Annotated in this window: 11 protein-coding genes; 9 read left to right on the top strand and 2 right to left on the bottom strand. The window is 71.8% G+C overall.

The window, feature by feature from the left end; genetic code table 11:
• The first annotated feature begins 106 nt into the window (after positions 1 to 106).
• Positions 107 to 2,242: a coiled-coil domain-containing protein gene (locus HG543_RS43500; protein ID WP_169350844.1), complete on the top strand. Its 2,136-nt coding sequence runs from the start codon at positions 107 to 109 to the stop codon at positions 2,240 to 2,242.
• A 105-nt stretch (positions 2,243 to 2,347) separates the two neighbouring features.
• Positions 2,348 to 2,725, top strand: coding sequence for a hypothetical protein (locus HG543_RS43495; RefSeq protein ID WP_169350843.1), 378 nt, complete (start codon positions 2,348 to 2,350; stop codon positions 2,723 to 2,725).
• A 15-nt stretch (positions 2,726 to 2,740) separates the two neighbouring features.
• Here the strand turns inward: HG543_RS43495 and HG543_RS43490 are convergent, their stop codons facing one another.
• Both HG543_RS43490 and HG543_RS43485 read right to left on the bottom strand, forming a co-directional pair.
• Positions 2,741 to 3,547 carry an SDR family oxidoreductase gene (locus tag HG543_RS43490; RefSeq protein ID WP_169350842.1) on the bottom strand — a complete coding sequence of 269 codons (807 nt, stop codon included), beginning with the start codon at positions 3,545 to 3,547 and terminating at the stop codon, positions 2,741 to 2,743.
• A gap of 14 nt (positions 3,548 to 3,561) precedes the next feature.
• Positions 3,562 to 5,073 (bottom strand): serine/threonine protein kinase, encoded by a 1,512-nt coding sequence (locus tag HG543_RS43485; protein ID WP_169350841.1) that lies wholly within the window; start codon positions 5,071 to 5,073, stop codon positions 3,562 to 3,564.
• A 44-nt stretch (positions 5,074 to 5,117) separates the two neighbouring features.
• Here HG543_RS43485 and HG543_RS43480 point away from each other — a divergent pair, with 44 nt between their 5' ends.
• The 7 genes from HG543_RS43480 to HG543_RS43450 form a co-directional block, all read left to right on the top strand.
• Positions 5,118 to 5,990 (top strand): YARHG domain-containing protein, encoded by an 873-nt coding sequence (locus tag HG543_RS43480; RefSeq protein WP_169350840.1) that lies wholly within the window; start codon positions 5,118 to 5,120, stop codon positions 5,988 to 5,990.
• 73 nt (positions 5,991 to 6,063) lie between these two features.
• Complete coding sequence (locus tag HG543_RS43475) at positions 6,064 to 6,759, top strand: MotA/TolQ/ExbB proton channel family protein (RefSeq protein ID WP_169350839.1); 696 nt, start codon at positions 6,064 to 6,066, stop codon at positions 6,757 to 6,759.
• 3 nt (positions 6,760 to 6,762) lie between these two features.
• Positions 6,763 to 7,194 (top strand): ExbD/TolR family protein, encoded by a 432-nt coding sequence (locus HG543_RS43470; protein ID WP_169350838.1) that lies wholly within the window; start codon positions 6,763 to 6,765, stop codon positions 7,192 to 7,194.
• An 11-nt stretch (positions 7,195 to 7,205) separates the two neighbouring features.
• Positions 7,206 to 7,997: an energy transducer TonB gene (locus HG543_RS43465; protein WP_169350837.1), complete on the top strand. Its 792-nt coding sequence runs from the start codon at positions 7,206 to 7,208 to the stop codon at positions 7,995 to 7,997.
• A gap of 149 nt (positions 7,998 to 8,146) precedes the next feature.
• Complete coding sequence (locus tag HG543_RS43460; protein WP_169350836.1) at positions 8,147 to 10,909, top strand: TonB family protein; 2,763 nt, start codon at positions 8,147 to 8,149, stop codon at positions 10,907 to 10,909.
• Between the two features lies 1 nt (position 10,910).
• Positions 10,911 to 11,834: a hypothetical protein gene (locus HG543_RS43455; RefSeq protein ID WP_169350835.1), complete on the top strand. Its 924-nt coding sequence runs from the start codon at positions 10,911 to 10,913 to the stop codon at positions 11,832 to 11,834.
• A gap of 87 nt (positions 11,835 to 11,921) precedes the next feature.
• Positions 11,922 to 13,206, top strand: a 1,285-nt coding sequence (locus tag HG543_RS43450) for a caspase family protein (RefSeq protein ID WP_169350834.1), incomplete at its 3' end; no start/stop codon positions are given.

Here is a 13,206-nt window from a genome sequence, read left to right as displayed (position 1 = left end):
CATCAGATGTGTCTAAGAGACAGCATCCGCGCCCATCTCCGCGAGGCAGCCGCTCCAGGTCGAGCTGTCCGGCCAGCTCCCCGCGCCGGGGGACTACACGGGGCAGGTGGTGCTGTTGCACGCGGGCGGGCGTGAGACGACGGCGCTCACCGTCACGCGGGTGCGGGCGGTGCCCACGCTGCAGTTCGTCGCCGCGTCTCCGGCGGTGGCCTCGTCGGGCTGGGGCTGGCACACGGTGGACGCGACGGTGCGGCTGCCCTTCAAGGAGACGTCGGGCGTGGGCGGGCGCATCGCGGCGCCGCAGCTCCTCCAGCTCCAGCGCAAGGCCCCGGACCTGGGCGCGGTGCTGGTGCAGCCTCGCTACGACGAGGCCCGCTTCACCCTGGAGGGCGCGCGTCAGGACGAGGGCTCCCAGCAGGGCGGCTTCCTCGTGGACGCGCACGGCAGCGGCGCGCTGGTGCTGGCGCTGCGCGGGCTGGACGGGCCGGGCGAGTACACCGGCACCGTGCGGGTGTCGGTGCCCGCGGGCGTGCCCGTGGAGCAGACCTTCACCGTCTGGGTGCACTCGCCCTGGACGTGGGGCGCGCTGCTCATCGCGCTGGGGGCGCTGTCCTCGTACGGGGTGCGGCTGTACTCGCAGCGCATCCGTCCCCGGGCGCTGCGCCTGCAGCGGGCGCTGGGACTGCGCGGCCGGCTCCAGGCGCTCATGGCCGGGCAGGACGACAAGGCCCGCGACGTGGGGCAGGCGGTGCTCGGGCGCATCGACGCGCTCGTGTCGGAGATTCGCAGGCCGGTGCGGGGCATCCGCGTGGGCGACGCGGAGCTGGCGGCGTGGGAGCCCCGGCTGCGGCTGTACGAGGCGTGGCGCGACACCTCCCGCAAGGTGCGGGCCCTGCCGGAGGAGGTGCGCCCGCCCCAGGCGAGTCAGGTCCTCGATGGCGCGGAGGACGCGCTGCGCGGCGAGGACACGCCGGTGGACCAGCTCGACGCGCGGCTCAAGGCGGTGCGGGAGCTGGACGTGGCGGGGCTCGCGCGCGCGGGGCTGGAGGCGCGACTCCAGGAAATCGAGCAGCAGGCGCGCACGCTGGCGAGGCAGCGCGGGGAGGAGGACACCCTGGGCTTCCGTCTCACGTACGAGCTGCTGCCCTTCCTGCAGACGGTGCGCAATGCGCTGACCGGGCAGGACCTGGGTACCGCGAGGCAGAAGCTGGAGCTGGCCCGCCGCGCGTACTTCGACATCCTGTGCGAGGAGCTGTCCGCCGCCGTCGCGAACCTCGCACCACCGCGCGGCTTCACCATCGACGAATGGAAGGAGCTGACGACGGACGTGAAGGAGCGGCTGCGTCAGGCCCGGAGCCGCGCCGACGCCAACGTGGACGAGGCCTTCCGCCTGTACCAGGGCGCCCACGCCATCTATGTGCGCGGGCTCATCCGCGAGCTGCGCAAGGAGGTGGACGAGGCGCGCGCGGAGGCCACCACGGACGAGCAGCGCGCGCTGCTGGAGGGCGTGAGCGCGAAGCTGCGCGAGGCCGCGGAGGCGCTCACGGCGCAGTCGCCGCACGAGGCGGCCACGAAGTACGGCGAGGCGCGGGACGCGCTCCAGCGGGCGCACTCGGCCCAGGTGCGCCAGCGCATCCTGGAGCTGCGCGCCCAGGTGGCGAAGGCCCGGACGGAGACGACCGTGCCGCACCACCTCCAGGAGCTGGATGCCATCGAGACGCGGCTGGAGGAGGCCCGGGCCGCGCTCGACGCCGACGCGCCAGCGGAGGCCGCGCTGAAATACGAGCGGGCGCGGAGGTCCTTCCAGGGCTACCCCAGTCCGGGACGGCTGACGGCTGGCCAGCCCATCCTGGAGTCCTACTCGGCGCCCGGAGCGGAGGCCTCGGCCACGCCCGCCGCCAGCGCGCCGACGGGGGGAAGCCTCCCCTCGCTCCCGGAGTCGCCCATGGAGCTGTCCGGACTGGGCGAGCTGGAGGGACTCCCGCTGCCGTCACCGCGTCACATGTGGGTGGTGGAGCTGGGCATGTTGCTGCTGCTCACGGGCGTGGCGGTGGCGCTGGGGCTCCAGCTGCTCAATGTCTTCTCGCCCACGTGGGGCGGCTTCGGCGCGGGGATGACGGCCTTCCTCTGGGGCTTCGGCCTGCACCAGGTGGGCAACGCCACCTTCGAGGGCCTCACGGGCCTGCTCACGCGCGTGGAGAAGCAGGGCGCCTCGTCGTCCGGAGCGGGCGGAGCGAGCTGAGCGCCACCGCCACGCCCGCTGTCAGGACCGGGGCTCGCCCGCCGAGTCACACTCGCGTGTCCGCCACTCCAACCAGGAGAGACACCCGAGCCAAGGAGGGCTGACATGAACGCCCTTGAAGTCATCCTCATCGGTGCCCTGGGCAGCGCGCTGCAGGAACTGCTGCACTGGTATGGGCTGCGCGAGCACCTTTCGACGCCGCGCTACAAGCAGGTCATCAAGTCCGCCTCGTACTGGATTGTGACCGGCCTGATGATTGTCGGCTCGGGCGTGGCGGTGTGGCTGTGGTTCGCGGACGAGGGGGACATCCCCGCGCGCCAGTACCTCGTCCTGGGCGCGGCCCTGCCGCTCATCTTCAAGAAGGCGGTGGACGTCGTGGTAGGCGCGAAGCCAGCGGACATGTCCAGACAGGCGGGGCCTCGCTCCACCCTGGGCGCCTACTTCCGGGGAGGCGTCGGGCTGGGGGAAGAGCGCCTGGCCTGAGCCGGAAGCAGCGGCCTATCGCCGCCGGTGTCGCACGGCGCGGGCGGCGATGCGGTCCAGGAGGCCGGGGGCGAGCAGCTTGACGTACTTGCCCACCCGGGCCTTCGCGGTCATCACCACCTCGCGCTCACGGCGCTCGATGGCGCGCAGCATGATGGCCGCGCAGGTGCCCGCGTCCATCTTCTTCATGCCGCCGTCCTCGTCCGCTCCCGTGGGCTGGCCGTCCGTGCCCAGCGCGTTGAGGCGGATGTTCGTGGCCACGAAGCCGGGGCACACCACGGACACGTCCACGCCGGTGCCGCGCAGCTCGATTCGCAGCGAGTCGAAGAAGCCGTGCATGGCGTGCTTGCTGGCCGCGTAGCCGCTGACCGTGGGCACGCCGGCGAGGCCCGTGAGCGAGGAGACGGCGACCACCAGCCCCTTGCGCGCCTTGAGGTGGGGCAGGGCGTGGTGGGTGCAGTACACCGCGCCCAGGTAGTTGATGCGCATCAGCCGCTCGTAGAGGCCCAGGTCCGTCACCTCGTCCACGCGCGCGCCCATGGACACGCCCGCGTTGTTGACGAGCACGTCGATGCCGCCGAACGCCTCCACCGCGCGCTCCATCAGGAGGCGGCACGCCTCCGCGTCACCGACATCCGTGCGGACCGCCACCGCGCGCCCGCCCGCCGACTCGCACCGGGCCTTCACTCGCTGGAGCGCCTCCTCGCCGCGCGCCGCCAGCACCACGTGGGCGCCGCGTCCGGCCAGGAGCACCGCCAGTTCCTCTCCGATGCCCGAGGAGGCACCGGTGATGACAACCGTCTTTCCTCGCATGCGGCGCATTCTCGCCGCCCCGCTCACACCCCGTCGAGCGCTACCTCCACCGTCACCGGCCACCCCCGCTTGTGCGGCCAGGGCAGGCCCGTGAGCGCCTCCTCGATGCAGCGCCCCGCCACGGTGCCCGCCAGCGGACCCTCCACCTTTGCCTCCGCGTGGCCGGTGCCATCCAGTTGCAGCAGCACCCGCACCCGCTCCCTGGCGCCCGCCAGGCAGGACACGGCGCGGGCCTGACCGCTCCGGGCCACCGCGGAGACCTCCTCGACGAAGCGCTCCCGCGTCTTCGCCACGTTGGCCAGCACCCCCATGAGGATGAACAACAGGAAGCCCCCGTACAGGAGCATCCGCCGCGGATGCGAGACGAAGCGCGTCGGGGGGACCGGAGGCGTGGGCACCCCCTGGACCTCCCGTGTGGAGGCTGGCGGCGGTGACTGCCGGGCCCGCTCGGCGTCGGCTTCGGCCGCGGCCCGCGCGAGCAGGTCCGACAGCGAGGGCACCCGGGTGCGCGCGCGGATGCGCTCCTCTCGGAACACGTCGCGCAGGAACGCGCTCAGCTCCTCGCGGCCGTCCGCGGGCGTGAAGGCCGTGCGCAGCGCTTCCAGGGCCCGGGCCAGCTCCGCGGCGGTGGCGTACCGGTCCTCCGGCCGGGGCGCCATGGCGCGCATCACCAACGCGTCCACCGTGGCCGGCAGCTCCGGCCGGTGGTGGCTCGGCGGAGGCGCGTCTCCGCTCATGGCCGCCTTCAGCGAGTCGTAGTCCAGCGGGCGCCGGAACGGGTCCACGCCGGTGAGCGCCTCGTAGAGTGTCACCCCCAGCCCGTACACGTCCGCGCGCCGGTCCACCTGTACCTGTCCGCCGCCCTTGCGCTGCGCCTCCGGAGGCTGCGAGCCCACGTGCTTGAAGATGGGGCCGCTCATCAGCCGCACCGCCGTGTGGGCGATGCCGAAGCCGGACAGCTTCACCCCACCGTCGTACGTCAGCAGCACGTGCGCGGGCGCCACGTCCCGGTGCAGCACGCCCAGGTTCTTCCCCTGCGCGTCCGTGGCCTCGTGCGCGGCGTGCAGCGCGTGCGCCACCTGCGCGGCCACCCACAGCGCCAGCGGCACGGGCATCCGCTCGCCCTTCGCCTCCAGCGCCACGAGCGTGGAGGAGAGCATCTCCCCCGCCACCGCCTCGGTGACGAGCTGGAAGAAGAGCGGCCGGGGCGCGCCGCTCTCGGGCTCCGGCGGGGTGTCCAGCCACCGGTCCAGCGTGCGGAGGATGTTCGGATGGGACAGCCGCGTCGCCCGCCGCCACTCCTCCTCGAAGACGGAGGCCGACGACTTCGCCAGCGCGGCGCTGGTGGGGAGCTGGTGGATGAGCACGTCCTCGTGCTCGGTGCCGTCCGCGTCCACGCGCCGCGCGAGCAGCGCGCCCGTCGTCCCGAACTCGGGCCGCTGGTACACCGCCACGTAGTCGCCGAGCCTCCACAGCAGGGGCTTCCCATCCGGGAAGACGGCGCGCTCGCGGGACGGATAGAGCAGGAAGGACAAGAGGGGGGTCTCCTGCGAGGAGCGTAGGCTATCGTCCGGAGGACATGAAATCGTCCACCGGTCGCCTTGCCTGTCTGTCCGCGCTCATCGTGGTCATTGCCGCCCCAACGGCGCGCGCGCAGACGAGCTGTCTCTGTGAAGTCGACCTGTACCCCAAGGTACTGCTGGGCAAGGCCACGCCGGAGGAGCTCGCCCGGTGCTCGGAAGGCCGCCCCAGCCGCGAGGACGCGCTGAGCTGCATGCGCGGCCTCTCCTACAAGAACGTGCGGCACAGCGAGCAGCCGGCCGAGTCCTTCCGGCTCGGCGTGGACGCGCTGGTGGCGGCGACGAAGGACAAGGCCCTGTCCAAGGGGGCGACGAACCTGCTCCTCTCCTCCCAGTCCTACCTGGACACCACCGTGAGAGCGAAGGTGCGCCCCATCATGATGGCCGCCGGCCGCGCGCCGCTGTGGGACACGCTGGTGGCGGCGTCGGACGGGGACGCGGCCGCCTTCACCCGGGCGCTCTACGCGTACTGCGAGCACTACAACGTCATCTCCGAGCTGGCCCTGGAGGACGTGACGTTGGATCAGCTCTGGCCCCCGCCTTCCGGCATGAAGCCCGCGGACGCGCGCAAGCGCCTGTCCTGCCCCTACGGGCAGAACCTCCTGATGGCCGCCGCCATCCGCTCGCTCCAGGGCAAGGTGCCGGCGGACGCGCTTTCGCTGCTGACCCCCGCCCAGCTCCGCCTGCTGCGCAACGCCGTGTATGCCCGCCACGGCCGCGTCTTCCAGGCGAAGGACCTCCAGGACTTCTTCTCCCAGGAGTCCTGGTACCAGCCGGACCCCGCCTACACGGACGCACGCCTCACCGCCGAGGACCAGCAGCACCTCAAGCTCATCCAGGCCGCCGAGGCGAAGGCCGGCAAGAAGGGTTGAATGCCCGGCGGGTGACACATTTACCGGGGGTCGGTGTTCCCTTCGCGCAAACGCGGTTCACGAGGGGAACTACATGTCGTCCATCGCTGTCTTCGCCCAGGCGCAGGCCGAAGGGTTGGGCTGGCTCAGCAGCAAGCTTCTCGGGGTGACGCTCACCTCCGCTGAGTGGGTGTTGTGGGTGTTGGTGTGCCTGTCGGTGCTCTCCATCGCCATCATGCTGGAGCGCACGCTGTACTTCGCGCGCAACCGGCTGCCGGACTCGGAGGCGCTGGCGGTGCGGCTGGCGCGCGGGGAGATGGACGCGGTGCGCGCCGCCATCCAGGGCCGCAAGGGCATGGAGGCCGCCATCCTCCGCGAGGGCCTCGCCTCCGCGCCCCAGGGCGCCGACTCGGTGGAGCAGGTGATTGCCTCCACCATGGCCCGCGAGCGTCCCCAGTACGAGCGCTTCCTGTCCTTCCTCGGCACGCTGGGCAACAACGCCCCGTTCATCGGCCTGTTCGGCACGGTGCTCGGCATCATCAAGGCCTTCCACGACCTGGGCAACATGAACGCCAAGGGCGCGGCCATCCAGCAGACCGTCATGGCCGGCATCTCCGAGGCGCTCGTCGCCACCGCGGTGGGCCTCGCCGTCGCGATTCCGGCGGTGGTGGCCTTCAACATCTTCAACCGCCAGCTCAAGACGCTCACCAGCCGCGCCAATGCGCTGGGCCATGCGCTCGTGGGCAGCCTGCGCGCGGAGCGCCCGGCGTCCGGCGCGGAGGGCCGCTAGGTCATGGCCGGCGGCGCGCAGCAGGACAACGAGGAAGAAATCACCGGCATCAACGTCACCCCGCTGGTGGACGTCGTGCTGGTGCTGCTCATCATCTTCATGGTGACGGCCAACTTCATCGTCCGCGAGACGGTGGAGGTGGACCTGCCCCGCGCCGCCAACGGCGGTGAGACGGTGCAGGGCCTCGTCAACGTGGTGCTCGACAAGGACGGCAAGCTCTACTTCGACGGCACCGAGATGAGCGAGGCGGACCTGTCCACGAAGGTGGCCGAGCAGGTGGCCAAGGACAAGGACACGCGCGCCATCATCAGCGCGGACCAGTCGCTGCCCTACGGCCGCGTCATGCGCCTCATCGACGTGGTGAAGGGGCAGGGCATCGCCAAGTTCGCCCTCAACATCGAGAAGGACGCCGCGCCCGCCGCGCCGCGCGGCTGAGGCCAGAAGCCATGAGTGAGATGGTGCTCGACGACAGGGCGTGGCAGCTCCCGAAGCGCGGGGGCAACGGGGTGCTGGTGGGCTTCGTGGCCGGCTCGCTCGCGCTGCACGGGCTGGGGCTGGTGGTGCTGCACGCGAAGCCCGCGGAGCGGCCGGCGGCGCAGCGCCCGGTGGAGATGGTGATGGTGGAGGTCCAGAAGCCGCCCCCGCCACCTCCGCCGCCGGTGGAGGAGAAGAAGCCCGAGCCGCCCCCGCCGCCGAAGGTGCGCGTGCGGCCGCCGCTGAAGGTGGCCGAGGCCCCCAGGCCGCTGCCGCCCCCACCGGTGGACGCGCCGCCTCCGCCCAACGAGACGCCGCCGCCCGCCGCGAAGCCCGCGCCGCTGGTGGTGGGCATGACGATGTCCTCCACCACGAGCGGCGGCAGCTTCGCCGCGCCGGTGGGCAACACGCTCTACGGCCGCACCGCGGACCGGGCGAAGGCGCCGCAGGAGGTGAAGGCCTACAGCGCGCCGAAGTACACGCCCATCTACCAGGTGGACCGGGAGCCGGAGCTCGCCAACGAGGTGAAGATTCCGTATCCGGAGGAGGCCCGCCGCGCCGGCATCGAAGGCACGGTGACGCTCGCCATCACCATCGACAACGAGGGCAGGGTGGTGGCCGTCAAGGTCATCAACGGCCCGGGTTACGGCCTCAACGAGGCGGCCCGCGACGCCATCCGCCGCTTCCGCTTCAAGCCCGCCATCAAGGGCGGCGAGGCTGTCTCCACGGAGATGAAGTACTCCTATACCTTCCTGCTCGACTGACGCCCCCGCTCCCGCTGAGCGAGGGGCGGAGTGAGGGAATGCTGGGCGCGGCTGGTTCCACCCCTCTCCAGCCGCTGACGCCAGAATTCTCCACGAGGCCTCTGCTCCGCCCCTCCCTCAGTGGGAGCGGAAACCCGTTCTCTACCCGTATGCTGCTCCCCGCTATGTCCCCGAATGTGAAAGCCCGAAGCGCGCTCGCCGCGGCCTCGCTCCTGCTGGCGGGCCCGGCACTCGCCCAGGCACCCCAGGCCGACGCCGCGCAGCCCGAGGCGGCCGCGCCCGCCCAGGCCCAGCCCACCATCACCAAGCCTCCCGAGCTGCTGCAGCAGGTGGAGGCGCAGTATCCGCCCGAGGCGCTCACGCAGGGCCTCACCGCCTCCGTGCGCCTCATCATCACCATCGCCGAGGACGGCACGGTGTCCGACGTGCAGCCCACGGAAGCCGTGGGCAACGGCTTCGACGAGGCGGCCATCGCGGCGGTGCGCCAGTTCCGCTTCTCGCCCGCCGAGGTGGACGGCGTGTCCGCGCCGGTGCAGGTGGAGTACGTCTATCACTTCACCCTCAACGCCCCGCCTCCCGCCGAGGGCGCGCAGGCCGAGGAGCAGGAGGCCCCGAAGGCCACGCTCACCGGCCAGCTCATCTCGCGCGGCAGCCGCTCGCGCGTGGCCGGCGCCACGGTGCGCTGCGGTGACGACCCGGACGCGCCCGAGGCGCTGTCCGACGCGGACGGCCGCTTCACCCTCCAGGTGCCTCCGGGCGAGTGCGCGGTGCGCGTCGTCGCGTCGGGCTACCAGCTCTACCAGACGAAGGAGCAGCTCAAGCCCAACGAGACGACGGAGGTGAACTTCTACCTCGCGCCGTCGGGCGGCGCCCTGGAGACGGTGGTGCGCTCCGAGCGCCCGAAGAAGGAAGTGGTGCGCCGGACCATCACGCGCCAGGAGGCGCAGAAGACGCCGGGCACCTTCGGAGACCCCATCCGCGTCATCCAGGCGCTGCCGGGCGTGGCGCGCGCGCCGTTCATTTCCGGCGAGCTGCTGGTGCGCGGCTCCAACCCCGGCCAGACGGCGACGATGATGGACGGGGTCCGCATCCCCATCCTCTTCCACCTGCTGGGCGGCCCCTCGGTGGTGAACGCCGAGTTCATCGACCAGCTCGACTTCTACCCGGGTGGCTACGGCAGCCAGTACGGCCGCGCGGTGGGCGGCATCGTGGAGGTGGGCACGCGCAAGGGCGCCGCCGACACGCTGCACGGCTCGGTGAAGATTGACCTGATGGACGCGGGCTTCTTCCTGGAGACGCCCATCACCGACGGCATCAGCGTGGCCGCCGCGGCCCGCCGCTCGTACATCGACACGCTTCTGCCCGCCTTCCTCCCGAAGGACGAGGGCAGCACGCTGTCCGTCGTGCCGCGCTACTGGGACTACCAGTTGCGCGTGGACTTCGGCGCCAAGCGCGGCGCGGCCTCGGAAGCGGAGGCCCAGGAGCAGGCGGGTGGCGCGCGCAGCTCCGGCTACGTCATGGCCTTCGGCAGCGACGACCAGCTCCGCGTGGTGTCCTCCGGTCCCAAGGTGGCCACCGACATCGAGCTGGACACGCGCACCACCTTCCACCGCGTGAAGGGTGACTGGACGTACCGCAAGGGCGCGCTCACCTCCGTCTTCACGCCGTACGTGGGCCTGGACAACAGCAGCTTCGACTTCGGCGCCGCCCGGCAGGACGGCAGGCAGTACTCGGTGGGCGCGCGCGAGGTGCTGGGCATGGAGCTGTCCCCCATGCTCACCCTGCGCACCGGCCTGGACCTCGTCTACGAGTACGAGGAATACGACGTGGAGTTCCCCGCCCCGGAGGACCTCGAGTACGTGGCCTTCCCGGGCGCCGAGTCCGTGGGCGAGATGCTGAAGGAGTCCATCTCCCTCGACGCCTTCGACGGCGCGCTCTTCCTGGAAGCGGACGTGAAGGTGGGCAAGTTCACCTTCACCCCGGGCGTGCGCGGCAACCTCCAGCTGGTGGACGACACGCGCAACCTGGCGTTGGACCCGCGGCTGTGGGTGCGCTACGCCGCCACCGAGCGCACCAGCCTCAAGGGCTCGGTCGGCCTCTACAGTCAGGCGCCGGAGACGTTCCGCTTCGTCATCGAGCCCTACGGCACGCCGGACCTGGTGTACCAGCGCGCCTTCCAGACGAGCCTCGGCGTGGAGCATCGCTTCACGGACGCGCTCGACGTGGACCTGACGGGCTTCTTCAACCGCCGCTTCAAGAACATCGTGGAGCCCGGTCAAATCATCCAGCGGGAGGGTGGGACCTTCTTCCAGGAGCGCTACTCCAACGACGGCATCGGCCGCGCGTTCGGCGTGGAGCTGATGGTGAAGAAGAACCGCGCCTCCGCGCAGGACAAGTGGTCCGGCTGGCTGTCGTACACGCTCAGCCGCGCGCTGGACGGACGCGCCGGGCCCAAGCCCGCCCGGGATGGTGGCTTCGGCGGCGGCTTCCTGGACGACCAGGACGCCACCTTCGGCCTCAGTCCGTGGGACCAGACGCACATCCTCACGCTGGTGGGCAACTACATCCTGGGCAACGGCTGGGAGCTGGGCGGGCGCTTCCGCTACACCACCGGCCGTCCGGCCTCGCCGCTCAACCACACCTACGACGTGTACAACTCCGAGCGGAACGGCTACTCGCCCACCTACGGGCCGTTCTTCTCCAGCCGCACGGACGGCTTCCACCAGCTCGACGTGCGCGTGGAGAAGAGCTGGCAGTTCCAGAGCTGGACGCTGGCGACGTACCTCGACGTGCAGAACATCTACAACGCGAGCAACGCCGAGTTCCTCACCAACGACTACCGGTACCGCAAGGAGTACGAGGTGCCGGGCATCCCCATCCTTCCCGTTCTCGGTGTGAAAGGAAGCTTCTGACATGAAGGCCCTGCTCAAGTACGGCGGCCTCCTGCTGGCGCTCGGCGCCAGTGCCTGCATCGACATCGACGACCAGCCGTCCAAGGTGCATGACTTCCGCGTGCTCGGCATCTCCACGGAGAAGCCGGAGCTGATGGCGCCCGACTGCGAGCGCACGCCCGAGGCCCTGGAGGTGCTCACCTCCGAGGTGCGCTTCCGTGCCCTGCTGGTGGACCCCGCCGGCGGCGGCCGCCCCATCCAGTACACGCTGTGGGCATGCGCGGACGTGGAGGACGAGCTCTGCGCGGACGAGGCCAACCGCGTGAAGCTGGCCGAGGGCACCACGGCGGAGGGCGAGCTGTCGCTGGCCATCCGCCCCGGCGCGGCCACGGTGGGCGAGGACATCCCGCTGCTCCTGCGCGTGCAGGAGGCGGACCCCTTCAAGGGGCTGGGCGGCATCCGCATGCCGCTCGTGCTCCACGCGGTGGCGGGAGACGAGGAGGTCTACGCGCAGAAGCTGATGGTCTTCTGGTGCCCGATGGTGGAGGGCATGAAGGAGAACGTGCAGCCGGTGATTCCGGGCCTGCGGGTGGACGACGCCCCGTGGACGGTGGACGCGCTGCCGGAGCTGCGCGGAGAGGGCCCCTTCGTGATGACGGCCGACGACGTGGCTCCGTTCGAGGAGACGTACGTGGTGCCAGGCCTGCGCGAGGAGTCGGTGACGCTCCAGGAGGCCTGGGAGATTGCGTGGTACGCGACGTTCGGCGAGTTCAGCCCGCAGGTGACGGGTGGCGCGGACCTGGGCGGCCAGAAGGGCAAGCACCGGACGGAGTGGGAGCCCCCCGAGGACGCGAAGGAGGCCCGGGAGGTGACGTTCTGGGCGGTGGTGCGCGACGGCCGGGGCGGCATGTCCTGGGTGAGCCGCCGGGCTCGCTGGAGCCCGTGAGCGGCGGCTCGCGGGGGACGGTGAAACGCTGTATGCCACCGGCGCTCATGTGACGCCGGGCCGGGGTTGGCACGGAGCTGGACGGGGATGATGAGACGCACCACAACGGGGGGATGGGGACGCGTGGTGGGCCTGCTGGCCGTCATGGGGTGGGCCTTGTGGTGCGCGCCGGAGGCGGAGGCCGCGGCTTCCGTCGAGGCACCGGAGCAGACGCTGCGCCGCTTCGCGCTCATCGTCGGCTCCAGCGAGGGCGGCGATGGCCGCGAGCGGCTGCGCTACGCGGGCTCGGATGCACTGGCCATGTCCCGCGTGCTGGAGGAGCTGGGCGGCGTGGCGGTGGCGGACCGGGTGCTGCTCCTGGAGGCGGACCGCGCCGCGCTGACGAAGGCGCTGGAGCGGATGAAGGTGCTGGTGGAGTCCGCCGCCTCTCCGAGCGTGCGGCGCGAGCTGGTGCTGTACTACTCGGGCCACTCGGACGGGGAGGGGCTGCTGCCGCGCGGCGAGCGGCTCCCCTACGAGGAGCTGCGCAAGGGGCTGGCCGGGATTCCGGCGGACGTGCGCATCGCCATCCTCGACTCGTGCGGCTCGGGCGCGCTCACCCGCTACAAGGGCGGGGTGCGCCGCCCGGCCTTCCTCACGGATGCGTCGTCGCAGGTGCGCGGCCACGCGTACCTCGCGTCCAGCTCCGCGGACGAGGTGGCGCAGGAGTCGGACAGCATCGGCGCGTCCTTCTTCACGCACTTCCTCGTCACGGGCCTGCGCGGCGCGGCGGACACCAGCGCGGACGGCCGGGTGACGCTGCACGAGGCCTACCAGTTCGCCTTCCACGAGACGCTGGCGCGCACGGAGCGCTCGCAGGGTGGCCCGCAGCACGCGGCCTATGACATCCAGCTCGCGGGCAGTGGCGACCTGGTGATGACGGACCTGCGCGGCTCCACCGTGCGGCTGGCGGTGGCGGAGGACGTGCAGGGCCGTCTGTTCGTGCGCGACTGGGGCAACCAGCTCGTCGCGGAGTTGCAGAAGCCCGGAGGCCGGCGGCTCGCGCTGGGGCTGGAGGCGGGGCGCTACCACTTCGTCCTGGAGCGGCCCGCGCAGCGCTTCGAGGCGGAGCTGTCGGTGTCTCCACAGGGCGGCGCGGAGCTGCGGGCGGAGCACTTCGTCCCGGTGTCGCTGACGCGCACGGCGGCGCGAGGTGGCGAGGCGGCTCAGGCACCGGAGGTTCACGAGCCGGTGGTGGACGCGCCCACGGTGGCCGTCAACCTGTCGCTGGTGCCGCCGCTGGCCACCAGCTCGTTGTGGGGTGGCAATGGCCTCAACCACGTGGCGCTGGGCGGGCTGGCGGTGCGCTCGCTGCAGCTGCGGGGGCTGGGGG

Origin of the sequence: Pyxidicoccus fallax, from assembly GCF_012933655.1 — a bacterium.
GTDB lineage: Bacteria > Myxococcota > Myxococcia > Myxococcales > Myxococcaceae > Myxococcus > Myxococcus fallax.
The sequence above is the reverse complement of the archived record's forward strand: the minus strand, read 5'-3'. Positions and strand labels throughout refer to the sequence as shown.